General features: G+C 75.1%; 19 protein-coding genes. 5 read left to right on the top strand and 14 right to left on the bottom strand.

Annotated features, from left to right (window positions below; all coding sequences use genetic code 11):
- Positions 1 to 48: 48 nt before the first annotated feature.
- Complete coding sequence (locus ASF47_RS01845) at positions 49 to 1,707, top strand: ATP-binding cassette domain-containing protein (RefSeq protein ID WP_235558577.1); 1,659 nt, start codon at positions 49 to 51, stop codon at positions 1,705 to 1,707.
- Here the strand turns inward: ASF47_RS01845 and ASF47_RS01840 are convergent.
- From ASF47_RS01840 to ASF47_RS01795, 10 genes are all read right to left on the bottom strand, one after another.
- Positions 1,686 to 2,645, bottom strand: a complete 960-nt coding sequence (locus ASF47_RS01840) for an esterase/lipase family protein (RefSeq protein ID WP_056862309.1) — start codon at positions 2,643 to 2,645, stop codon at positions 1,686 to 1,688. The two genes, ASF47_RS01845 and ASF47_RS01840, sit on opposite strands and share 22 nt — an antisense overlap.
- Before the next feature lie 102 nt (positions 2,646 to 2,747).
- The gene (locus ASF47_RS01835; protein WP_056862308.1) at positions 2,748 to 3,461 is read right to left on the bottom strand and encodes a DsbA family oxidoreductase; all 714 of its coding nucleotides are present in this window, start codon (positions 3,459 to 3,461) and stop codon (positions 2,748 to 2,750) included.
- A 166-nt stretch (positions 3,462 to 3,627) separates the two neighbouring features.
- Positions 3,628 to 4,656 carry a ketol-acid reductoisomerase gene (gene ilvC, locus ASF47_RS01830; protein WP_056862307.1) on the bottom strand — a complete coding sequence of 343 codons (1,029 nt, stop codon included), beginning with the start codon at positions 4,654 to 4,656 and terminating at the stop codon, positions 3,628 to 3,630.
- A gap of 52 nt (positions 4,657 to 4,708) precedes the next feature.
- Complete coding sequence (gene ilvN / locus ASF47_RS01825) at positions 4,709 to 5,263, bottom strand: acetolactate synthase small subunit (protein ID WP_056862306.1); 555 nt, start codon at positions 5,261 to 5,263, stop codon at positions 4,709 to 4,711.
- Entirely contained in the window at positions 5,260 to 7,014 is a 1,755-nt protein-coding gene (locus tag ASF47_RS01820) for an acetolactate synthase large subunit (RefSeq protein ID WP_056862305.1), read from the bottom strand. The genes ilvN and ASF47_RS01820 overlap by 4 nt, the downstream gene beginning before the upstream one ends.
- 753 nt (positions 7,015 to 7,767) lie before the next feature.
- Positions 7,768 to 8,532 carry a 4a-hydroxytetrahydrobiopterin dehydratase gene (locus tag ASF47_RS01815; RefSeq protein WP_082499901.1) on the bottom strand — a complete coding sequence of 255 codons (765 nt, stop codon included), beginning with the start codon at positions 8,530 to 8,532 and terminating at the stop codon, positions 7,768 to 7,770.
- The gene (locus ASF47_RS01810; protein ID WP_056862883.1) at positions 8,529 to 8,945 is read right to left on the bottom strand and encodes a VOC family protein; all 417 of its coding nucleotides are present in this window, start codon (positions 8,943 to 8,945) and stop codon (positions 8,529 to 8,531) included. The genes ASF47_RS01815 and ASF47_RS01810 overlap by 4 nt, the downstream gene beginning before the upstream one ends.
- Positions 8,946 to 9,074: 129 nt before the next feature.
- Positions 9,075 to 10,316: an FAD-binding domain-containing protein gene (locus ASF47_RS01805; protein ID WP_056862882.1), complete on the bottom strand. Its 1,242-nt coding sequence runs from the start codon at positions 10,314 to 10,316 to the stop codon at positions 9,075 to 9,077.
- A gap of 639 nt (positions 10,317 to 10,955) precedes the next feature.
- Positions 10,956 to 11,963 carry a S66 family peptidase gene (locus tag ASF47_RS01800; RefSeq protein WP_056862304.1) on the bottom strand — a complete coding sequence of 336 codons (1,008 nt, stop codon included), beginning with the start codon at positions 11,961 to 11,963 and terminating at the stop codon, positions 10,956 to 10,958.
- A 174-nt stretch (positions 11,964 to 12,137) separates the two neighbouring features.
- The gene (locus ASF47_RS01795; RefSeq protein WP_056862303.1) at positions 12,138 to 13,355 is read right to left on the bottom strand and encodes a kynureninase; all 1,218 of its coding nucleotides are present in this window, start codon (positions 13,353 to 13,355) and stop codon (positions 12,138 to 12,140) included.
- 70 nt (positions 13,356 to 13,425) lie between these two features.
- Between ASF47_RS01795 and ASF47_RS01790 the strand changes: the two genes are divergently transcribed.
- Positions 13,426 to 14,691: a GNAT family N-acetyltransferase gene (locus tag ASF47_RS01790; protein ID WP_056862302.1), complete on the top strand. Its 1,266-nt coding sequence runs from the start codon at positions 13,426 to 13,428 to the stop codon at positions 14,689 to 14,691.
- A 243-nt stretch (positions 14,692 to 14,934) separates the two neighbouring features.
- Here the strand turns inward: ASF47_RS01790 and ASF47_RS01785 are convergent, their stop codons facing one another.
- From ASF47_RS01785 to ilvD, 3 genes are all read right to left on the bottom strand, one after another.
- The gene (locus ASF47_RS01785) at positions 14,935 to 16,104 is read right to left on the bottom strand and encodes an FUSC family protein (RefSeq protein ID WP_235558576.1); all 1,170 of its coding nucleotides are present in this window, start codon (positions 16,102 to 16,104) and stop codon (positions 14,935 to 14,937) included.
- Positions 16,105 to 16,247: 143 nt separating this feature from the next.
- Positions 16,248 to 17,273 (bottom strand): hypothetical protein, encoded by a 1,026-nt coding sequence (locus ASF47_RS01780; protein ID WP_056862301.1) that lies wholly within the window; start codon positions 17,271 to 17,273, stop codon positions 16,248 to 16,250.
- A 5-nt stretch (positions 17,274 to 17,278) separates the two neighbouring features.
- The gene (gene ilvD, locus ASF47_RS01775) at positions 17,279 to 18,958 is read right to left on the bottom strand and encodes a dihydroxy-acid dehydratase (RefSeq protein ID WP_056862300.1); all 1,680 of its coding nucleotides are present in this window, start codon (positions 18,956 to 18,958) and stop codon (positions 17,279 to 17,281) included.
- Between the two features lie 103 nt (positions 18,959 to 19,061).
- Between ilvD and ASF47_RS01770 the strand changes: the two genes are divergently transcribed.
- The 3 genes from ASF47_RS01770 (at position 19,062) to ASF47_RS01760 (ending at position 23,084) form a co-directional block, all read left to right on the top strand.
- On the top strand, positions 19,062 to 19,847 hold the full coding sequence (locus ASF47_RS01770; protein ID WP_235558575.1) for an HAD family hydrolase: 786 nt from the start codon (positions 19,062 to 19,064) through the stop codon (positions 19,845 to 19,847).
- Positions 19,844 to 22,471, top strand: coding sequence for a glycoside hydrolase family 65 protein (locus tag ASF47_RS01765; RefSeq protein WP_056862299.1), 2,628 nt, complete (start codon positions 19,844 to 19,846; stop codon positions 22,469 to 22,471). Before ASF47_RS01770 ends, ASF47_RS01765 begins: the two co-directional genes overlap by 4 nt.
- 118 nt (positions 22,472 to 22,589) lie before the next feature.
- Positions 22,590 to 23,084 carry a DUF2505 domain-containing protein gene (locus ASF47_RS01760; RefSeq protein ID WP_056862298.1) on the top strand — a complete coding sequence of 165 codons (495 nt, stop codon included), beginning with the start codon at positions 22,590 to 22,592 and terminating at the stop codon, positions 23,082 to 23,084.
- 29 nt (positions 23,085 to 23,113) lie between these two features.
- Here ASF47_RS01760 and ASF47_RS20920 read toward each other — a convergent pair whose 3' ends face one another.
- Complete coding sequence (locus tag ASF47_RS20920) at positions 23,114 to 23,410, bottom strand: hypothetical protein (protein WP_056862297.1); 297 nt, start codon at positions 23,408 to 23,410, stop codon at positions 23,114 to 23,116.
- Positions 23,411 to 23,456 lie beyond the last annotated feature (46 nt).

The following is a 23,456-nucleotide window of genomic DNA, read 5'->3' as shown; positions in this document are numbered from 1 at the left end:
TCGGCGAGCCCCGCTCGCCCGCGATCCGTCACGTCCTCAGGAGGCCCCGTGCCCGCACCCACCCCTCGTACCCCCTCCCCGCCCCCGGACCCGGCGCCCGCGATCAGGCTGGCGGGGGTCGTCCACACCTGGCCAGACGGCACCCCCGCCCTCGGCGGCGAGACTCCGCTCGACCTCGCGGTGCCCCCCGGCCGCTCCGGCCTGGTCGGGGCCAACGGCTCGGGCAAGTCCACCCTGCTGCGGCTGGTGGCCGGTGAGCTGACGCCCACCTCCGGTCACGTCGCGGTGCGCGGGGAGGTCGGGCTGCTGCCGCAGGACCTCACCCTCGACGTCGGCGCGGCCGTCGCCGACGTGCTCGGCGTCGGGTCGGTGCGCCGCGCGCTGCGCGAGCTGGAGGCCGGCGCCTCCGACGAGCGGGCGACCCGGCTGGTGACCGAGGTCGGCGACGACTGGGACCTGCCCGACCGCGCCGAGGCCGAGCTCGACCGCCTCGGGCTGCCCGCCGGGGTGCTCGGGCGCCGCCTCGGCGAGCTCTCGGGCGGTGAGGTGGTGCGGCTCGGGCTGGCGCGGCTGCTGCTGCGCCGACCCGACGTGCTGCTGCTCGACGAGCCCACCAACAACCTCGACGCCGCCGCGCGGCGACGTCTCGGCGAGGTGCTGGCGTCGTGGACCCGGACCCTGGTCGTGGTCAGCCACGACCGCGCGCTGCTCGAGCAGGTCGACCGTGTCGGCGACCTCCGCGCGGGGCGGGTGCGGTGGTACGGCGGCGGCTGGTCGGCCTACGCCGCGCAGCTGCGCGCCGAGCAGGAGGCCGCCGCGGCCGCCGTCACCTCGGCCCGCTCCGAGGTGCGCCGCCAGCGGGCCGACCGGGTCGAGGCCGAGCGCGTGATCGCCCAGCGCCGGCGCCAGGGCGCGCGCGCCGCCCGTGCCGGCGGCATGGGACGCGCCGAGATCGACTACAAGCAGAACCGCTCGGAGCGCTCGGCCGCGGGCTACCGCACGGTCCACGAGGGGCGCCTCGAGGACGCCCGTGCCCGGCTCGAGGAGGCCGAGCGCCGGGTCCACGACGACACCGCGGTCAGAGTCGACCTGCCCGCCACCGCGGTCCCGCGGGGGCGGCGCGTGCTCGCCACCGCCGGGCTGGTGCTGCGCACCGGCGCCGCGGTCGACCTCGCCGTGCACGGCCCCGACCGGGTCGCGGTGGTGGGGCCCAACGGAGCCGGCAAGACCACCCTGCTGCACACCGTGGCCGGGCTGCTGCCGCCCGCCGCCGGCGCGGTGTCGACGTACGTGCCGACGGCGCTGCTGCCGCAGCGCCTCGACGTGCTCGACCCCGCCCGCACGGTGCTCGACGGGGTGCTCGACCGCTCACCGGGCGCCGACGCGCACGAGGCCCGGGCGCGGCTGGCGCGCTTCGGCCTCCGCGGCGACGCCGCCGGGCGCCTGGTGGGCGTGCTCTCCGGCGGGGAGCGCTTCCGCGCGACCCTGGCGGCCCTGCTGCTGGCCGACCTGGCGCCGCGGCTGCTGCTGCTCGACGAGCCCACCAACAACCTCGACCTGGCCTCCTACGACGCCCTCGTGAACGCGCTGGGGGCCTTCCGGGGCGCGCTGCTGGTGGTGAGCCACGACCCGGTGTTCCTCGAGGACGTCGGCGTGGACCGGGTCGTCGACCTGGGCCGGACGCCTCAGAGCAGCGGCGGGGAGTAGACGCAGAGGGAGCGGGCCGTGGAGGGGTCGAGCCGGTTCTTGACCAGCCGCACGACGTTGGGCGAGTAGCTGATGCTGAGGTGGTCGCTCTGGTCGAGCGGACAGCGCGACTGGAGCAGGATGTTGGTGACGCCGGGGTCCTTGAGGAAGGCGTTGCGGTAGGGCGTCACGACGTTGTCGAAGAGGGTCTGGATGACGGTGTAGCGCACGCCGGGCACCGTGTCGCCGCCCTGGTTGAGCCGGGCCAGGAAGTCCGAGCCCTGCCGCTGCTGCGGGATCGCCGGCGCCGCCAGGCCGACGAGCCCCTCGCCCCCGGGCAGCGCGGCGACCAGCGGGAGCACGCCGAAGAAGGTCGTGCCGTAGTTGCTCGACGACAGCCCGATGAGCTGGTCGACCTTGTCGGCGCCGCCGAGGAAGCGCAGGTAGTAGCGCGGCATCATCCCGCCCTGCGAGTGCCCGACCAGGTCGACCTCGGCCGCACCGGTGGCGGCCAGCACCCGGTCGACGTACGCCGAGAGCTCCTGGGCCGACGCGGCGATGTCCGAGAGGCCCCGGTAGGGCGTGCGGGCGTAGCTGCCGTAGTCGAGGGCGAAGACGCAGTAACCGGCCGCGGCGAGGTCGGGGGCCATCTGCGCCCAGTTGTCGTAGCGGTTCTCGACCGTGCCGTGGACCAGCACGACCGGGCGCGGGTGGGCAGCGCTGGGCCGGCAGGCCCAGTCGTTGGCGCCGGGCGGGTCGAGGTCGGGCAGCAGGTTGCTCAGCAGCAGCGCGGCAGGGAACGACGTCAGCCGCGGCCCGACGCCGCTCTCCTGCGCCGCAGCCGTCGCCGCGGGGCCGGGGTCGCCCGCCGCTGCGGGCGGCCCACCGGCGAGCGCGGCCCCCAGGGCGGTCGTGGCGAGCAGGGCGGCGAGGGCGCGCAGCGGCGATCGTCGGGTCACCCGCCGACCGTAACCGCCGTCACACCGTCGGGGCCACACCTGTCCACCGCGACGGGTGGGCGGGGCCCGTCGCCGGCCGCAGCCGCCGGCGCCCGCCGTGGGTCAGAGCGCGCACCCGTCGGGCCCGCAGGCCTCCCCCGCCTCGCCCGCGCCCACGACCTGCAGCGGCGGGTGGGCCTCGGTCCAGGCGGTGCGCAGGACCTGGGCGAAGACGTCGGCCGGCTGGGCACCGGAGATGCCGTAGCGCCGGTCGACGACGAAGAACGGCACGCCGGTGGCGCCGTAGGCCCGGGCCTGCTCGACGTCGGCGGCGACCTCCTCGGCGTGGGCCTGTCCGGCGAGGACCTCGCGGGCCGGCCCCTCCTCGAGTCCGGCGGCCCGGGCGGCGGCCACCAGCACGTCGTGGTCGCCGACGTCCTCGGCCCGGCTGAAGTACGCCGCGAGCAGCTCCTCCTTGAGCGCGCGCTGCTGCGCGGGCCCGCCGACGGCGAGGGCGTGGTGCAGCAGCCGGTGGGCGTCGACGGTGTTGGTGTGCACGGTGTCGAAGAGCCGCAGCTCCAGGCCCTCCTCGGCGCCTGTCTCGACCAGCGAGGCCACCATCTGGCGCATCTCGTCCTCGGGGCGGCCGTACTTGCGCGCCAGCTGCGGCAGGGTCTTCTCGTGGCCGTGGTGCGGCGCGGAGGGGTCGAGCTCGAAGGAGCGGTAGACCACCTCGACCTCGTCGGCGTGCTCGAAGTCGGCCAGCGCCGACTCCAGCCGGCGCTTGCCGACGTAGCACCACGGGCACACGACGTCTGACCAGATCTCGATCTGCATGCCTGCACCAACGGCCCCGGGGCACGGGGCATTCCGCGCGGGCCGCGCGCCGGCCGCGTGGCGGGCGACCGGACGCCACGAGCCGGCGCCCCGGGTGGGGCGCCGGCTCGGCGGGTGCTGCTGGTGCTGCTGGTGGTGTGGGTCGTCCCGGGCGGGGCCGACCGGGTCAGCGGGCGGAGGTGCCCTCGACGTAGTCGGAGTCGTGGCTCTTGACCCAGGCCATCAGCTTGCGCAGCTCGCGGCCGGTGGACTCGATCGGGTGGGCCTCGCCCTTCTTGCGGAACTCGGTGAACTCCGGCGAGCCGTTGTCCATGTCGGTGATGAAGCGCTCGGCGAAGGCGCCGTTCTTGATGTCGGCGAGCACGTCCTCCATGTTCTTCTTCACCTCGGGCGTGATGACCCGGGGGCCCGAGACGTAGTCGCCGAACTCGGCGGTGTCGGAGACCGACCAGCGCTGCTTGGCGATGCCGCCCTCGTACATCAGGTCGACGATGAGCTTGAGCTCGTGGAGGCACTCGAAGTAGGCCACCTCGGGCTGGTAGCCGGCCTCGGTGAGCACCTCGAAGCCGTACTGCACCAGCTGCGAGGCGCCGCCGCACAGCACGGCCTGCTCGCCGAAGAGGTCGGTCTCGGTCTCCTCGGTGAAGGTGGTCTTGATGCCGCCGGCACGCAGGCCGCCGATGGCCTTGGCGTAGGACAGCGCGAGGTCCCAGGTGGAGCCCGAGGCGTCCTTCTCGACGGCGACGAGCACGGGCACGCCGCGGCCGTCGACGTACTCGCGGCGCACGAGGTGGCCGGGGCCCTTGGGGGCGACCATGAAGACGTCGACGCCCTCGGGCGGGGTGATGTAGCCGAAGCGGATGTTGAAGCCGTGGCCGAAGACGAGGGTGTCGCCCTCGGCGAGCGCCGGGGCGATCTCCTCGGCGTAGAGCTTCCGCTGGTGCTGGTCGGGGGCGAGGATGACGATGACGTCGGCCTCCTCCGCGGCCTCGGCGGGGGTGAGCACGCGCAGGCCCTCGGCCTCGGCCTTGGCCCGGCTCTTCGAGCCCGGCTGCAGGCCGATGCGGACGTCGACGCCGGAGTCGCGCAGCGACAGCGAGTGGGCGTGGCCCTGGCTGCCGTAGCCGATGACCGCCACGCTCTTGCCCTGGATCAGGGACAGGTCGGCGTCGTCGTCGTAGAACATCTCAGCCACGGGGGCTTCTCCTTCGGGTTGGTTTCAGTGGAGGTGCGTCGGGGGCGCCGGGTCAGACCGCGGCGGGCGGAGCGGGGGTGGCGACCGGGCGCAGGCTGCGCTCGGAGATGGAGCGGGAGCCGCGGCCGATGGCGACCATGCCGGACTGCACGAGCTCGCGGATCCCGAAGGGCTCCAGCACGCGCAGGAAGTCGGCGATCTTGCCGGCGTTGCCGGTGATCTGCACGGTGAGGGCGTCGGGGGCCACGTCGATGACCTTGGCGCGGAAGAGCTGCACGGTGTCGAGCACCTGGCCGCGGGTCTCCGCGGTGGCGGCGACCTTGACGAGCACCAGCTCGCGGTTGACCGAGGCGCCCTGGTCGAGCTCGACGATCTTGATCACCTCGACCAGCTTGTTGAGCTGCTTGGTCACCTGCTCCAGCGGGGAGCGCTCGACGTCGACCACGATCGTCATCCGCGAGATCTCCGGGTGCTCGGTGGGGCCCACCGCGAGGCTGTCGATGTTGAAGCCGCGGCGGCTGAAGAGCCCGGCGATGCGGGCCAGGACACCGGGCTTGTTCTCCACCAGCACCGACAGGGTGCTGCGGGAGTCGGCGTGTGCGCTCACAGGTCGTCCTCGTCGAAGTCGGGCGCGAGGTCTCGCGCGTACTTGATGTCGTCGTTGCTGGTGCCGGCGGCGACCATCGGCCACACCATGGCGTCGCGGTGCACCCGGAAGTCCACCACGACGGGCACGTCGTTGATCTCCATGGCCTTCTCGATGGTGGCGTCGACGTCGCCGGGGGCCTCGCAGGACAGTCCGACGCAGCCGTAGGCGTCGGCGAGCTTGACGAAGTCGGGGATGCGCACCGGGCCGCCGTGGCGCTGGAGGTTGGTGTTGGAGTAGCGCTCGTTGTAGAAGAGCGTCTGCCACTGGCGCACCATGCCGAGCGACTCGTTGTTGATGATCGCGACCTTGATCGGGATGCCCTCGATCGCGCAGGTGGCGAGCTCCTGGTTGGTCATCTGGAAGCAGCCGTCGCCGTCGATCGACCAGACGGTGGCGTCGGGCATGCCGACCTTGGCGCCCATCGCGGCCGGCACCGAGTAGCCCATGGTGCCGAGGCCGCCGGAGTTGAGCCAGGTGTTGGGGTGCTCGTAGCCGATGAACTGCGCGGCCCACATCTGGTGCTGGCCGACGCCGGAGGTGTAGATGGCCTCGGGCCCGGCGATCGAGCCGAGCCGCTCGATGACGTACTGCGGCGAGAGGCTGCCGTCGGTGGGCAGGTCGTAGCCCAGGGCGTACTTCTGCTTCACCCCGGCCAGGAACTGCACCCACTGCTCGTAGTCGCCGGTCGTGCCCGCGTCGCTCTCGGCGGTGAGCGCCACGACGAGGTCGGAGATCACCTCGCGGCAGTCGCCCACGATCGGGACGTCGGCGTGGCGGTTCTTGCCGATCTCGGCGGGGTCGATGTCGGCGTGCACGACCTTGGCGCCGGGGGCGAAGGAGTCGAGGTTGCCGGTGACGCGGTCGTCGAAGCGGGCACCGAGGCTGATGATGAGGTCGCTCTTCTGCAGCGCCGCGACCGCCGCCACCGTGCCGTGCATGCCGGGCATGCCCAGGTGCTGGGGGTGGGAGTCGGGGAAGGCGCCGCGGGCCATCAGGGTCGTGACCACCGGCATGCCGGTGAGCTCGGCCAGCACGCGCAGCTCGCGGTGGGCGCGGGCGCGGATGACGCCGCCGCCGACGTACAGCACCGGGCGGCGGGCCTCCAGGGCCAGGCGCGCGGCCTCGCGGATCTGCTTGGCGTGCGGCTTGGTCACCGGGCGGTAGCCGGGCAGCTGGAGCTCGGTGGGCCAGCGGTAGTCGGTCATGGCCTGCAGCGCCGACTTGGCGACGTCGACCAGCACCGGCCCGGGGCGACCGGTCGAGGCGATGTGGAAGGCCTCGGCGACCTTCTGCGGGATCTCGGCGGGGTCGGTGACGAGGAAGTTGTGCTTGGTGATCGGCATCGTGATGCCACGGATGTCGGCCTCCTGGAAGGCGTCGGTGCCGATCATCGAGGCCCCGACCTGACCGGTCACGGCGACCAGCGGCACGGAGTCCATGTGGGCGTCGGCGAGCGGCGTGACCAGGTTGGTCGCGCCCGGGCCCGACGTGGCCATGCAGACCCCGACCCGCCCCGTCGCGGCGGCGTACCCCTGGGCGGCGTGGCCCGCACCCTGCTCGTGGCGCACGAGGATGTGGCGGATGGAGGAGTCCATCAGCGGGTCGTACGCCGGGAGGATCGCGCCGCCGGGGATGCCGAAGACGTCGGTCACGCCGGCCGCCTCCAGCGACTTGATCAGGCTCTGCGCACCCGTCACCTGCTCGCTCATGCCTCTGTGCCCCTTGCTCCTGTGTGGCCCGCGGGGGGCCGGTGTGTGGCTCGTGGAAGGTGGCCCCGGAGGGCCGTGCCGCCTGGACCTGCGCGCTGGATCCGCCTGCCGGTGCTGCGTGCTGGATCTGGCGTGCCGCTCGTGGTCGCCTCCGGTGTGCGAGGCACAAAAAAGCCCCCCGGCCCGAGGGCGACGAGGGGTGACACGTGGACTTCGACCGGGTGTGGTGGTCTCAGCTCACGCGTCGCGTGCGTACAAGAAGGTCCTGGCGCATGCTGACCACGGTAGCCCGTGGCCCCTCTCCCGTCACCACACCCTGCCACCCCGTCCCACGATGCGGGACGGCGGTCCCACATCGTGGTCGGGTCGAGGGCGCCGATCGGCGGCCCGGGTGCGCACGCGGCTGGGTGCGGCGTGCTCGTTCACGCAATTGCGCCGGTTGCGCGGTCCCGCGGTGGTGCCGTCCGCGCCGACCGCGCAAACCTCCCCGCCACCGCCCCGCCCGCCCGCGCAATTGCGCCGGTTGCGCAGTCCCGCGGCGGTGCCGTCCGCGCCGACCGCGCAAACCTCCCCGCCACCGTCCCGCCCGCCCGCGCAATTGCGCCGGTTGCGCAGTCCCGCGGCGGTGCCGTCCGCGCCGACCGCGCAAACCTCCCCGCCACCGCCCCGCCCGCCCGCGCAATTGCGCCGGTTGCGCAGTCCCGGTGGCTGAGCGGACCCTCGGCCGCCCCGCCGGGGGCGGCCGAGCCGGGCTCAGGCTTCGTCGGCGGGCGGGGCCGTGGCGGAGCCGTCGCGACCCAGCCAGGTGCAGACGCAGGCGTGGTTGCCCTCGGCGTCGGCGAGCACCCAGAAGGCCGGGGCGTAGCCGTCGTTGACGAGGGTGCCGCCCGCCTCGACCGCGGCGCGCACGCGCTTCTCGGCCAGCTCCGGGGGCACGGTGACGTCGAGGTGGAAGCGCTGACCGGACGCCCCCGCGCGGTCGGCGGCCCCGCCGCCGGCCCCGTCGGCGGAGCGCTGGAACCACAGCGCCGAGCGGCCGTCGCCGTCGAGCACCTCGTCGTCATTCCCGGCGCTCGGGTCGAGACCGAGCACGGCGGCCCAGAAGGGCTTGATGCCCGACGGGTCGGGGGTGTCGAGGGCCCACTCGAGGGCCTGCACCTCGTGCGGCGCCGGCTCAGCGCCGACCTGGCCGGCCAGGTCGGTGATCGTGGCGGCCAGGCGCAGGTCGCGACGGGTGATGCCGCCGACGTCGTGGCTGGAGAGCACCACGTCGACGTGGGGGTAGCGCAGGTCGACGTCGGGGTGGTGGTCGACCGCGTCGGCCGCGTCGGCGATCGCGGCGACCAGGCGGGCGCCGGTGCTGAAGTCGCCGGTGCGGAAGCGCGCGTGGAGGCGCCCGAGCACGAAGCGCCACTCCTCGAGCAGGGCCTCGGCCACGTCGTGGCCGGTGAGCACCTGCTTGTCCGGATCGGTCTGCTGGTCGTCGGTGGTGTCGGTCTGGCTCGTGTCGCTGCTCATGGGAGGACCTCCTGCCCGATCGGCCCGGGGTTCCAGGCGATCTCCCAACGGTAGCCGTCGGGGTCGGCGAAGTAGCCGGTGTAGCCGCCCCAGGCGCGCTCCTGCCCGGGGTGCACCGGGTCGGCGCCGGCGCCGCGGGCGGTGGCGAGCACGGCGTCGACCTCCTCGCGGGTGGCGACGTTGTGGGCCAGGGTGAGCGGCGCCAGACCGGGCCCGCCGGCGAGCGGACCGACCTCGGCCTCGAAGGCGTCGCGGTCCCACAGGGAGAGCACGACCCGGTCGGCGACCTTGACCATCAGCACCTCACCCTCGACGTCGAGCGCGGCCCGCCAGCCGAGGCCGTCGAGGTAGAACCGTCGGCTCGCGGCGAGGTCGCGCGCGGCCAGGGTCACGAAGCTGAGTCGCTGGTCCATCCGCCGACCCTGCCAGAGGGCACCGCCCGAGGCCATGGCTTGCACGGCTCGGCCGGGGTCGAGCCGTGCGGCGTCCCGCACGAGGTGGTCACCGCCGACGGCGCCCGCCCGGACCCGGCCCGGGTCGGCTCAGGCCCGCACATCCTTGCGCCACGAGGAGAAGGACCGCACCGAGGCGCGCCGCGGACGCACCAGCCACGGCCAGGGGTGCACCTCCGCCGGCCCCAGCGCCGCGGCCCGGCGCGCCCATCCGGGCACCGGCGCGTGGGTCGTCGCGAGCGAGCGACCGGCCAGCTCCTCGACCACGTCGCCCCGGCGTACGTCGAGACCGCGGCCCGCGCCGAGCTCGCCCAGGGTCTCGGCGAGGAAGACCAGCCGCTTGCCCGAGAGCCGCAGCCCGCGCAGCAGCGGCTCGTCGAAGACGAACACCGTGGGCCGCTCGGGGTCGGCCGCCAGCGCGGGGTCGGTGTCGCCGAGGGACTCCGCGGTGAGCCAGACCTCCTCGGCCCCGCCGCCCTCGACCGACTCGGGGCCGGCCGGGATGTCGCCGGGACCGAGGTCGGGGGCGCCAGGCCCCTCGACCCGCGCGCCGGTGGAGGCCTCGGGCCAGTCCTGCACGGGGCAGGCGGCCTTCAGCGGGCACGAGCGGCACAGCTGCGGCGCGCGCTTCTCGACCTGCCAGCGGCTGAAGCCGTAGGGCTTGCCGCTGCCCGTGCCGGTAGTCCACTGCCAGCCCAGCCGGTTGGCGGCGCGCGAGCCGTCGAGCAGGTGGGCGAACATCGCGTCCTCGCCGTCGCGCCAGGCCGCACCCTCGCGCACGGCCCACTGGGAGGCCAGCCACATGCGGGTCTGGTTGACCAGCCACCCGTCGTCGTGGAGCTCGCCGACCACGGCCTCCATGCACGCCATCTCCCGCGGCCAGGGGTCGCGGCCGTCGGCGGGTCGGGGTCCGGCGGGCTGCTCGTGGCGCAGCGGACGGCCCAGGGCGGGCCCGACACGGGCGTAGAGGTGGCGGGCGTACTCCTGCCACAGCAGCTCGTCGCGGTACTTGCGGCGGTCGCGCTCGGGGGCGTCGCCGACCGCCGACCACACCGCGGGCAGCGGGGTGAGCCCGTGGCGGATGTAGGGCGACATCCGGCTCGCGCCGCGGCGCCCCACGGGCAGCACCGTGCTGCGGTTGCGGGCGTAGCCGGTGATGTCGAGGGCCGCGAGCGCGGCGTCGGCGGCGCCCTGCCCGCCGGTGAGCGCTCCGGCGCGCACCCCGTCGGGGCCCTCGAGGGTCAGGTCGCCCAGGTGGGCCGCGACCCACGCGACGACGTCGTCGCGGGTCGCGCCGTCGGCGAGGGACGGGGGCGGCGGGAGGCTGGGCACCACCTCAGCATCGCCCGCGCCACCGACACTCGGGTCACCCTCGTGGCTCCGGTCGGCCCGGGGCGGCTCGTGCGGGGCGGCTCGTGCGGGGCGGGTCGTGCGGGGCGGGTGGGGCGAGCGTCATGCGAGAGGTGGATGCGCATCCACTTGTCGCATGACGTCCCGCAGCGGGCGACGGTGCGGGCGGGCGGCGGGTCGGCGGGTCGGCGGGGGCGGCTTGGGCCCCGGCGGCGGACGTCATGCGCACCGTGGATGCGCATCCACTTGTCGTATGACGTCCCGCGGCGGCGGGCAAGCGGCGGGCCGGCGGCTCGGCCCCCCGGCAGCGAGCGTCATGCGCACCGTGGATGCGCATCCACCCTCCGCATGACGTCCCACAGCGGGCGGCAGGCGGGCGGCGGGCCGGCGGGTGGCGGGCGGCGGCTCGGCCCCCCGGCGGCGGGCGTCATGCGCACCGTGGATGCGCATCCTCCCTCCGCATGACGTCCCACAGCGGGCGGCAGGCGGGCGGCGGGCCGGCGGGCAGGCAGGCGGCGGGTCGGGCCCCGGCGGCGAACGTCATGCGCACCGTGGATGCGCATCCACCCTCCGCATGACGTCCCGCGGCGGGGGCGGGGGCAGGGGCGGGCGACGGCGTGGTCAGGCGAAGGTCTGGACGAGGGTGCGGTCGCCGGTGTCGACGTCGGCGAGGGCGCCGTTGACGAGCGGGAGGAAGGGCTGCACGTGGCCGATCTCCACGTCGAGGACGACCGGGAGGTCGAGCATGCCGAGGGCGTCCTTGACCGCCTCGGCCTGGGTCAGGTGCTCGGCGGCGGGGGCGGAGGTGCGCCCGACGAGGATGCCGGTGGCGTGGTCGAACCACCCCGCCAGGCGCAGGCCGTGCAGCGCGCGGGCGACGTCGTAGGCGCCGTGCTCGGCGGCCTCGACGTAGACGACCAGGCCGTCGTCGGCGTGGGCCTCGCCGAAGCCGCGCACGTCGGCGTACGCCGTGCCCGCCAGTGGACTCAGCACCTCCAGGCAGCCACCGACCAGGCGTCCGGAGAAGGAGGCCTCTCCCCCGCCCAGCAGCGACCAGCCGCCCTCGTCGGGCAGCGTCATGCGGTCGACGCCGGGCTCGGCGACGTAGTCGTCCCAGCCGTCGGCGCGGTAGCGGCCCGGGCTGGTCTGGGTGAGGGGGCCGGTGGCGGAGGCGACGTCGACCCAGTGCAGCAGGCCGTCGGGGGCGGCGTAGGGGGTGTCCATGAGGTTCCAGCCGTGCAGGGTGGCCCAGCCCAGCCGGGTGGTGAGCGGCAGCAGCACGGTGTCGAGGTCGCTCCACCCGACCACCCAGGTGGGCTCGGCGCGCTCGACGGCGGCCCAGTCGAGCTCCTCGAGCAGGTCGATGGCCAGCTCGCCGCCCCAGGGCGGCACGACGGCGCGGATCGCGGGGTCGGTGAGCATCGCGCCGAGCTCGGCCGCGCGCCGGGCGCGCGGGGCGGAGGTGACCGACGAGCCGTCGAGGCAGTCGCCGAGCACCACCTCGAAGCCGCGCTCGCGCAGCGAGGCCACGGCGGCGTCGAGGCGCGGGCGCAGCGGACCCGCCACCCCCGAGGAGGGAGCGGTCACGCCGATCGTGTCGCCGGGCTGCAGGGGCGTGGGGTAGCGCATGTCCTCACCCTGCCACGCGGCCCGACGAGCGCCCTGCGGGCGGCCCGACGAGCGCCCTGCGGGCGGGGCTGGGCGGCGCGTGCACCCCGGACGTCATGCGCCACGAGGAGGCGACTCCACCCTCCGCATGACGTCCCGCACAGCACCCGGCAGGCCGGCAGGCCGGCGGCGACCTCAGCCGAGCAGCCCCCCGAGCACGTCGCGCACCTGCTCGAGACCGGCCCGGACCTCGGCGTACGACGTCGACAGCGGCGACAGCCCCAGGCGCAGGCCGCCGGGGTCGCGGTAGTCGGGGATGACGTCGCGGCGCCACAGCTCGGTGGTGACCTCGCGCATCCGCTCGTGCACCAGGGTGACGTGGCCGCCGCGCAGGGCGGGGTCGCGCGGGCTGGCCACGCCCACGCCGAGCGGCGCGAGCAGGTCGTCGGCCAGGTCGAGGGCGTAGTCGGTCAGCCCCACCGACTTCTCGCGCACCGCGGCGATGCCGACCCGGTCGAGCAGCTCGAGCATGTCGCGCACCGGCTGCATGCCGACCACCGGCGGCGTGCCCGACAGCATCCGCCGGATGCCCTCGGCCGGGCGGTAGGTCGGGCCCATGAGGAAGGGGTCGTGCGCACCGATCCAGCCCTGCAGCGGCTGCTCGATCTCGGCGAGCAGCCGCTCGGCGACGTAGACGAAGGCCGGCGACCCGGGGCCGCCGTTGAGGTACTTGTAGGTGCAGCCCACCGCGAGGTCGGCGTCCCAGCCGTCGAGCTCCACCGGCACCGAGCCCACCGAGTGGCTGAGGTCCCAGAGCACCAGCGCGCCCGCGTCGTGCGCGAGACGGGTCAGCGTCGCGCCGTCGGCGAGGTACGCCGAGCGGTAGGCCACGTGGCTGAGCACGACGAGCGCCGTACGCTCCCCCACCGCCTCGGCCAGCAGCTCCTCGCTCACCCCGAGCGCGGTGTCGACCTCGACCCAGCGCAGGGTCAGCCCGCACTCGCGGGCCACGCCCTCGGCGAGGTAGCGGTCGGTGGGGAAGTTGTCGCGGTCGACCACGATCTCGTCGCGGCCCGGACGCAGCGCCACTGCGGCGCGCATCGCCTTGTAGAGCAGCACGGTCGTGGAGTCGCCGATGGTGGTCTGGCCGGCGGCGGCGCCCAGGCAGGTGCGGGCGATGTCGTCGCCGACGCGCTGCGGCAGGTCGAACCAGTCCTCGTCCCAGCCGCGGATCAGCCGCCCGCCCCACTCGTGGTCGACGAAGCCGGCGAGGCGGGCGCCGGTGACGGCGAGGGGGCGGCCCAGGGAGTTGCCGTCGAGGTAGACCAGCGGGCTGCTCGCGCCGACGAAGCGGTCGCGGTGGGGGGCCAGCGGGTCGGCGGCGTCGCGGGGGGCGGGGTCGAGGTCGCTCACGGCGCATGTCTACACGCGCGCCCGCCCCGGGCCCGCCACCGGCCCGGCGCGCCCGGCTAGGTTCGGGGTCGTGGAGATCCGCGAGCTGACCCCCGACGACTGGGAGGGCGAGGCCGCCCTGGCCGAGGAGGCCTTCGGCGCCCCGCCGGCCGGCAGCCCGCCCCGCACGCGCCCCGCCGAGCCGCCGCCGGGTCGCCACGGCTGGGGCGCTCTCGACGGCGGCCGGCTCGTGGCCAAGGTGGTCGCGCTCGAGCAGGCGTCGTGGTGGGGCGGGGTCGAGCTCGCCACCTGCGGCATCGCGGGCGTGGCCGTCGCCGCGGAGCATCGCTCCGGCGGGCTGCTCGCCGCGGTGATGGCCCCGCTCCTCGCGCAGGCCGCCGCGCGCGGCGAGGTCCTCTCGACGCTCTACCCCACCGCCCCCGGCATCTACCGCTCGCTGGGCTGGGAGCTGGTCGCCGCCCTCGACCGGGTCACCCTGCCGACCGCCTTGCTGTCGCGCGTGCGCCCGCCCACCGGCGTCACCACGCGGCGCGCCGAGGTGGGCGACGTGCGCGCGGTGCAGGGGCTGTACGCCGCCTGGGCCGCGGCGCAGAACGGTCCGCTGACCCGCACCGGCCCGCGCTTCGACCGGCCCGACGCCGAGCTCCACGCCGACCGCGGCGCGACCACCCTGGCCGTCGACGCCGCGGGGCGGGTGGTCGGCTACGCGAGCTGGTCGCGCCACGGCGGCTACGGCCCCGACGGCGTGCTCGAGGTGCACGACCTCCTCGCCGTCAGCGCCGACGGCTACCGCGCGCTGTGGCAGGTGCTGGCCAGCTCCGCCTCCGTCGCCCCCACCCTCGCGCTGCGCACCTCCGGTGCCGACCCCGCACGGCTCCTCCTGCCCGGCGTCACCTGGTCACCCGACCCCGCCGCCCACCACCCCTACATGCTGCGGGTGCACGACGTCGCCGGCGCCCTCACCGCTCGACGTCTCGCCCTCCCCGCGGGCCCCGACCCGCGGGGTGGGACCGGGGACGGGGCTGCCGGGTCAGGTGTCGCGATCGACCTCGCCGTGGCCGGCGACCGGCTCGGCGCCGACGGTCGCTACCGGCTCACGCTCGGCGACGGGCCGGGCCGCTGCGAGCGGCTGGCCACCGGTGGGGTCGCGGGCGGTGCGCCGGGCGGGGTCGACGTACCGACCCTCACGCCGCAGGGGCTGGCCCTCCTCTTCGCGGGCGTGCAGACCTGCGCCAACCTGCGCATGCTCGACCACCTCACCGGGCCCGACCACCACGACACCCTGCTCGACCTGCTGCTCGCGGGCCGCCCGCTGCACGTGCGCGACTACTTCTGAGCCGCCCGGTCGGTCCGGTGCGCAACGGCGCAATTGCGCCGGTTCAGCAACCCACGCGACCCACCCCGGCACCAGCCGCGCACACCCCTCACCCGACCGGCGGCGCCACCACGCAATTGCGCCGGTTCAGCAACCCACGCGACCCACCCCCGGCACCAGCCGCGCAAACCGCCCACCCGACCGGCCGCACCACCACGCAATTGCGCCGGTTCAGCAACCCACGCGACCGACGGCGACCGCGGGTCAGGGCCGGCGCCGCAGCGCCCGACCCACCGCCAGCCCGACGGCGACGCCGAGCAGGGTCTCCACGGCGCGGTCGAGCAGCAGCGTGCCGACGGGCACCGGGCTGGCCAGGTGCACCATCAGCAGCGCCAGCGGCGTGATGGCGACCAGCGCGAGGGCGTAGTTGCGCCCGACGAGCAGCTCCGCGCCGACCTGCAGCGCGACCACCACGAGCACGAGGCCCAGCCCCTCGAGGTCGAGGCCGAGCAGGGCCGCGGCGACCAGCAGACCGACGCCTGTGCCGAGGAGGCGGTGCAGCCCCCGCACGGCCTGGGCCCGCGGGTCGCGCGCGGCGAGCGGCACCACGGCCGAGACCATCGCCCAGTAGGGGTGACCGATGCCGGTCGCGGTGGCCAGCGCACCGGCCAGCGCCACGCCAAGGGCGGCCCGCAGCGCGTGGCGTCGTACGTCGGTCGGCGCGACCCGGGCGGCCGCGACGGCCGTCGCACCCCCCGACGCACCCGCCGTCGCGCCCCCTGACGCACCTGCCGCCGCACCCGCCGCCGCTCGGGCACCCGCCGCCGCACCGGACCCACCGGCGGCGGCCGACCCGCCCCGGCTGGCGCGCACCGTCGCACCGAGACCGCCCACGACCACGGCGAGCGCGGCGGAGGCCGCCGCCACGCCCAGAGCGACCGGCACATCGCCCGCGGTGGAGGGCACCGAGGCGGTGGCGCCGAAGGCGAAGACGAGGAAGAGCGCTCCGGGCGGGTGCCAGGCGTGGCGGTCCGACAGCGTGGAGCCGAGCGCGGCGGCGCCGGCCGCCAGCGGCACGGCCAGCCAGGCGCGGTGCGGGGAGGTCGCCACGACCGTGCCGAGCCCGACGGCGAGCACCAGGAGCGTCGCGAGCGTGAGCTGCATGCGGCGTCGCTCGGCGCCGCCGCGGTCGCGGGCGTAGAGCGCGGCGAAGGCGCCGAAGGTGGCGTAGAGCGCCCACTCGAGACGACCCGCGGCCAGCAGCACGAGCAGCGGCACGAGGATCGAGATCCCCGCGCGGGCCGCGACGCGGTGCGCGCCGTCGTGGGGTCCGAGGGCGAGGAGCTGGTCGCGCAGCCGGCCACCGCCACCGCCACCGGGCCGGCGCGGCGTCGTCGTGGGCGGGCGTGATGGCTCGGTCGTCACCTCAGGCACGCCCGGTCGAACCGTCGGGGCCGCGCCACCTTCCCGCGGGCTTCCACTGGGTGGAGGTCGGGGCGGTGGTGCCCGCGGCGCCCGGTGACCCGCCCGGGGTCGGGCTGGAGGGGCCCGAGCCCGTCGGGTGGCTCACGGGTGGCTCACTGGTAGCTCACGAACCTCACCGCGGGCCGGATCGCGTGCACCTCGCGCGGGCCCATCAGGTCGACGTCCTCGTCGTAGAAGAGCTTGAAGCCGCGACGGAACTGCTGCGGTCGCACGACCGCGCGGTAGGTCGCGAGCTTCTCGCGGGGCGCGCCGAAGCCGTCGACGTGCTGCACCGTCGCCAGCTCCCGGCGCGAGGTGACGGCCGCGAGGTCGCGCACCATGTCGGTGCGGAACTGGTGGAGCACGAAGAGCTTCTGCGGCAGCTCCCAGCGGCGCACCAGCCCGGCCAGCCAGGCCGAGGTGCGGTCGACCTCGCGGGCGCCGACGCTGCCGATGACCTGCCCGGGCACCTCGCGGCGCCCCATCCGCCACTCGGGGTCGAGGGCGAGCCCGACGTGGGGCTCGCGCAGCGCCCACTCCCAGCGGCGGGCGGTGTCGAGGAAGCCGGTGCGGCCCGGCTGCAGGTCGAGCAGCAGCAGCGCGTCGTGCCGGTGCGCCGCGGCGACCCAGCGCTCGACCTCGGCGCGCGGCACGTCGTGGGCGTAGTCGCCGTCGTCGCCGGGCCCGGCGTCGGCGATGGTCACGATGAGCTCGTAGACCGGCTGCACGGGCGAGCCGCGGCGGGCGAAGGGCCGCGCCGCGGCGTCGAGGCGCTCGCGCACCTGCTCGGGAGCTCCTTCCCCGAGCACCCCGAGGGCGGGGGTCTGCGCCGTGCCGTAGTAGGCCACCAGGAAGTCGTCGGCGCCGAAGACGCGGCGCGTGCCGTTGGGCAGCAGCGTCGCGGCGTTGGCGGCCCGCACCTGCTCCGGCGTACGCCGGTCGCCGCGGCCGCCGCCCGGGCCCGGGCCCGCCCCCGGGGCCGCACCGGGGCGCCCGACGCCCTCCGCGACCGGGTCGTCACCCGCGAGCCACCGCGGCAGGTGGGTGACCAGGCCCGCGGCGAGCACCAGCGCGACCAGCCCGGCCAGGGCGCCGAGCAGCGCCCGGCGCTCGCTCGGCGCCCGTCGCGGGACGCTCACCCGGCTCAGCCGGTGACGGCGCCGTGCGCGGCGGAGGCGACGGTGCGGGCGTACTTGCCCAGCACGCCGCGGGTGTACTTCGGCTCGCGGGGCGCCCAGCCCTCCTTGCGCGACTCCCAGTCGTCGCCCTGCTCGACCTCGAGGCTGCGGTTGAGCACGTCGAGGGTGATCCGGTCGCCGTCGCGCACGAAGGCGATCGGGCCGCCGTCGACGGCCTCGGGGGCGACGTGGCCGACGCAGAGGCCGGTCGTGCCGCCGGAGAAGCGGCCGTCGGTGAGCAGCAGGACGTCCTTGCCTAGGCCGGCGCCCTTGATCGCGCCGGTGATGGCGAGCATCTCGCGCATGCCGGGGCCGCCCTTGGGGCCCTCGTAGCGGATGACGACCACGTCGCCGGCGGTGATCTGCCCGGCGGTGAGGGCGTCCATGGCGGCGCGCTCGCCGTCGAAGACACGGGCGGTGCCGGTGAAGACCGACTCGTCGAAGCCGGCCGACTTCACGACGGCGCCCTCGGGGGCCAGCGAGCCCTTGAGGATGGTGAGCCCGCCGGTGGCGTGGATCGGGCGGTCGAGACGGCGGATGACGTCGTCGTCGAGGGCCGGCGGCGCGAGGGCCTCGAGGTTCTCGGCCATGGTGCGGCCGGTGACGGTGAGGCAGTCGCCGTGCATGAGGCCCGCGTCGAGCAGCGCCTTCATGACCACCGGGATGCCGCCGATCTTGTCGACGTCGTTCATGACGTAGCGGCCGAAGGGCTTGAGGTCGGCCAGGTGCGGGACCTTGTCGCCGATGCGGTTGAAGTCGTCGATGGTCAGCGGCACCTCGGCCTCGCGGGCGATGGCCAGCAGGTGCAGCACGGCGTTGGTGGAGCCGCCGAGGGCCATGACGACGGTGATGGCGTTCTCGAAGGCCTCCATGGTCATGATCTGGCGCGCCGTGATCCCGCGGCGCAGCATCTCGACCACGGCCTCGCCGGAGCGGTGGGCGAAGCCGTCACGGCGCCGGTCGACGGCCGGCGGGGCGGCCGAGCCGGGCAGCGACATGCCGAGGGCCTCGCCGACGGCGGCCATCGTGTTGGCGGTGTACATGCCGCCGCAGGCGCCCTCGCCGGGGCAGATGGCCCGCTCGATGCGGTCGACCTCCTCGCGGGTGATCTTGCCGGCCAGGCAGGCGCCGACGGCCTCGAAGGCGTCGATGATCGTGACGTCGTTGCCGTCGACCTGCCCGGGCATGATCGAGCCGGCGTAGAGGAAGACCGAGGCCAGGTCGAGGCGGGCCGCGGCCATCATCATGCCCGGCAGCGACTTGTCGCAGCCGGCCAGCAGCACCGAGCCGTCGAGGCGCTCGGCCATCATCACCGTCTCCACCGAGTCGGCGATGACCTCGCGGGAGACCAGCGAGAAGTGCATGCCCTCGTGGCCCATCGAGATGCCGTCGGAGACCGAGATCGTGCCGAACTCCAGCGGGTAGCCGCCGGCGGCGTGCACGCCGTTCTTGACCGCCTTGGCCAGCCGGTCGAGCGAGAGGTTGCAGGGGGTGATCTCGTTCCAGCTCGACGCCACGCCGATCTGGGGCTTCTCCCAGTCGTCGTCGCCCATGCCGACCGCGCGGAGCATGCCGCGCGAGGCCGCTCTCTCGAGGCCGTCGGTGACGTCGCGGGAGCGGGGCTTCAGGTCCGGCTGGTCGTCCATGCCGAGCAGCCTACGTCCGCCGCGGCGTTGCGCCCGTCACCGTCCCGACCTGCGTACGCCGGGCCTTCACACCCGCGACACACGCGCGGCCTACCCTGCTGCGGTGACGACTCCCGCGACCCCGCCCGAGCCCGCCGGCACGACCCCGGTCGACTGGTCGGCGCACGCCGCCGTGCTCTTCGACCTCGACGGCGTGATCACCCCGACCGCCGAGGTGCACATGCGCGCCTGGTCGGAGATGTTCAACGCCTTCCTGTCCGAGCACCGCTCCGAGGACGCCGCGGGCGACTGGTCGGCCTACACCGAGGCCGACTACTTCGCCCACGTCGACGGCAAGCCCCGCTACGACGGCGTGCGCGACTTCCTGGCCTCGCGCGGCATCGCGCTGCCCGAGGGCGAGGCCACCGACTCCGGCGCCCCCGACCGGGCGCCCACGGTCAAGGGCCTGGGCAACCGGAAGAACGACGCCTTCAACGCCGTGCTCGCACGCGACGGCGTCACCGCCTTCCCGGGCTCGGTGGCACTGCTCGACCACCTGCGCGACCTCGGCACGCCGCTGGCGGTCGTGTCCTCCTCGGCCAACGCCCCCGCCGTGCTGGAGGCCGCCGGCCTGGCCGACCGCTTCGCGACCGTCGTGTCCGGCGCGGTGGCCGAGGAGCTCGGCCTGCCGGGCAAGCCGGCCCCCGACACCTTCGTGCACGCCGCCACCGTGCTGGGCGCCGACCCGGGCTCGGCCGTGGTGCTCGAGGACGCCGTGTCCGGCGTGCGCGCCGGCGCGGCCGGCGGGTTCGCGGTCGTGGTCGGCGTCGACCGCGGCGCCGGTGCCGAGGTGCTCACCGGCGCCGGGGCCACGCTGGTCGTCGCCGACCTCGCCGAGCTGGTCCCGTGAGCGCGCGCACCCCCGGGCAGGGTCAGGCCCAGGGCAGCCACGGCCGCCACGTCGCGGCCGACCCCGTCGACCGCAGCCGCTTCCCCGTCGACCCGTGGCGCCTGGTCGAGCGCGCCTACGACCCCGACGACCTCGGGGTCACCGAGACCCTCTTCACCGTCGCCAACGGCTACCTCGGCATGCGCGGCAACCCCGCCGAGGGCCGCGACGCCTACGCCCACGGCACCTTCGTCAACGGCTTCCACGAGACCTGGCCGATCCGCCACGCGGAGGCGGCGTTCGGCTTCGCCCGCACCGGCCAGACCATCGTCAACGTGCCCGACGCCAAGCTGATGAAGCTCTACGTCGACGACGAGCCGCTCACCATCGGCACCGCCGACCTCGAGCACTACGAGCGCAGCCTCGACTTCCGCGACGGCGTGCTGCGCCGCTCGCTGGTGTGGCGCACCCCCTCGGGCAAGCGGGTCAAGGTCGAGTCCTCCCGCATGGTCTCGATGACCCAGCGCCACCTCGCGGTGATGACCTTCGAGGTCACGATGCTCGAGGGCGACGCCCCGATCGTGATCTCCTCGCAGGTGCTCAACCGCCAGGACGGCAAGGACGAGTACCACGTCTCCTCGCAGTCGATGGGCGAGGGCGTCGACCCGCGCAAGGCCGCGTCGTTCGACGACCGGGTGCTGCTGCCGCGGCTCAGCTACGCGCGCCACGACCGGATGATGCTCGGCTACATGTGCGCCAACTCCAAGATGACCATCGCGGTCGGCGCCGACCACCGGCTGGAGTCGGAGGACGAGCCCGAGGTGATCCTGCGCGACGACGAGGACCTCACCAAGATGGTCTTCCGCGTCGAGGCCCGCGAGGGCCGCACCGTGCGCCTAGAGAAGACGGTGGCCTACCACACCTCGCGCGGCGTGCCCGTGCGCGAGCTGGCCGACCGCTGCGACCGCACCCTCGACCGCGCCGCGCTGCACGGCGTGGCCCACTACCACGCCGAACAGCGCGCGTGGTTCGACCGGTTCTGGTCGGCCGCCGACGTCGAGGTGGAGGCCGCCGACGGCACCGACGTCGACGCGACCCTCGCCACCCAGCAGGCGATCCGCTTCAACCTCTTCTCCCTGGCCCAGGCCAGCGCGCGCGCCGACCAGCAGGGCGTGCCGGCCAAGGGGGTGACCGGCTCGGGCTACGAGGGGCACTACTTCTGGGACTCCGAGATCTACGTCGCGCCCTTCCTCACCTACACCCAGCCCCACCTGGCCCGGAACCTGCTGCACTTCCGCACCCGGATGCTGCCCGCCGCGCGCCACCGGGCCCGCGAGATGGCGCAGAGCGGCGCGCTCTTCCCCTGGCGCACCATCAACGGCGAGGAGGCCTCGGCCTACTACGCCGCGGGCACCGCCCAGGTCCACATCGACGCCGACGTCTCCTACGCCCTGACGCAGTACGTCGCGGCCACCGGCGACACCGGCTTCCTCGTGCGCGACGGCATCGACGTGCTCGTCGAGACCTCGCGGATGTACGTCGACCTCGGCTTCTGGCGCAGCAACGGCTCGCTGTCGTTCCACATCCACGGCGTGACCGGCCCCGACGAGTACACGACGGTCGTCAACAACAACCTCTTCACCAACGTCATGGCGCGCTACAACCTCGAGCAGGCCGTGGCCGCCGTCGAGCTGCTGCGCGCCGAGCACCCCGTCGAGCACGCGCGCCTGGTGGGCCGGCTGCACCTCAGCGACGACGAGGTCGAGGAGTGGCGCCGCTGTGCGGCCGGCATGCACATCCCCTTCGACGAGGGCCTGGGCATCCACCCGCAGGACGACTTCTTCCTCGACCGGGAGGTCTGGGACCTCACGCGCACGCCCGACGAGCTGCGCCCGCTGCTGCTGCACTACCACCCGCTGGTCATCTACCGCTTCCAGGTGCTCAAGCAGGCCGACGTCGTGCTCGCGCTCTTCCTCCAGGGCGACCGCTTCACCGCGGCCGAGAAGCGCGCCGACTTCGAGTACTACGACCCGATCACCACCGGCGACTCCACGCTGTCGGCGGTCGTGCAGTCGGTGATGGCCGCCGAGGTGGGCTACCACGAGGTCGCGTTCCAGTACTTCCTGCAGTCGCTCTACGTCGACCTGTGCAACCTGCACGGCAACACCGTCGACGGCCTGCACATCGCCTCGACCGGCGGCGTGTGGAGCGCGCTGGTCTTCGGCTTCGGCGGCATGCGCGACCGCGGTCCGCGACTGTCCTTCGACCCGCGGCTGCCCGACGCCTGGGGCCGGCTGCGCTTCGCGGTCACCTGGCGCGGCACCCGGGTGCGCGTGGAGCTCACCGAGGCCGCGATCAGCTTCACCCTCGACGGCGACGACGCCCCCGACGTGGAGATCGCGGTCGCGGGCCGCGAGCACGTCGTGCGCGCCGGCGCCCCGCTCGTGGTCGCGCTCGACGGCCACGGCGACCGGCTCTCGGGTCACCTGGGCGACGAGCCGCAGCTCGGCGGGGTGCGCTCCGACGGCACCCGCATCACCGCCGGGGTGCCCGACCCGATCTCCTTCGAGGACCCGACGTACGCCGAGATCCTCGCCGAGGAGGAGGAGCTGCCCGCGATCGGGCCGCACGTCCCGCAGAGCTGACCGGGCGCACGTCACCCGGTCGGGCCTGCCGACTCGGTGCACACCCGTGCATGATGTGCACCGACCGATCCGCACGCACGCGGCCCCGCGCCCCCGGCGCGGCCACGAGAGGTGAGAAGTGAGCAAGCGACTCAAGCACGACCTGACCTACGACGCCCCCCTGGCCGAGGTGGCCGCGATGCTGGCCGACCGGTCCTTCCGCGAGGAGGTCTGCGACTACCAGCGGGTGCTCTCGCGCACCGTGACCGTCACCCCCAAGGGCGACCGGCCGGAGGACGGCATGGAGGTCGTCATCGACCAGGTGCAGCCGGCCAAGGGCATCCCCTCCTTCGCCACCAAGTTCGTCGGCGACGAGATCAACATCGTGCAGACCGAGTCGTGGAGCACGATCGACCGCGGCGCCGTGCTGGTGACCATCCCGGGCAAGCCCGGCGAGATGAAGGGCACCGCCACCCTGCGCGAGGCCGGCGGGGTCACCACCGAGACCGTCGACCTGGAGATCAAGGTCGGCATCCCGCTGGTCGGCGGCAAGATCGAGGGCCTGGTCAGCGACATGCTCCTCAAGGCGCTCAAGGCCGAGAACAAGGTCGGCCGGGAGTACCTCGCCCGCTGACCGAGGCCGCCCCGGGTCGCCCCGGTCGCTCAGTCGCGGCCGGGGTCGCGGCCGGGGTCGCGGCCGGGGGCACCTCGGGGTCCGTCGCCGGCGTCGGGTGCCTGGGCCGCCCGGGCGCCGTCGTCGGCGACCTCCTCGCCCGCGGCCTCCTCGGCGGCCCGGTCCGAGCGGCGCCGCAGCGCCACGACGACGCCGAGCACCAGGAAGGGCCCGAACGCCAGTGCCACGGTGAGCGCCTGCTCCACCGGGTGCAGGGCGCCCAGGTGCAGCGCCACCAGCCACACGGTGGCGGTGTCGGCGGTCGGCGCGAGGGCTGCGGTGCTCATCACGCCCCATTCTCACCTCCCCGGGTGAGACCGGGATGAGGTGGGG

Origin of the sequence: Nocardioides sp. Leaf285, assembly GCF_001422955.1 — a bacterium.
GTDB lineage: Bacteria > Actinomycetota > Actinomycetes > Propionibacteriales > Nocardioidaceae > Nocardioides > Nocardioides kribbensis.
This window is presented reverse-complemented; position numbering and strand designations above follow the sequence as displayed.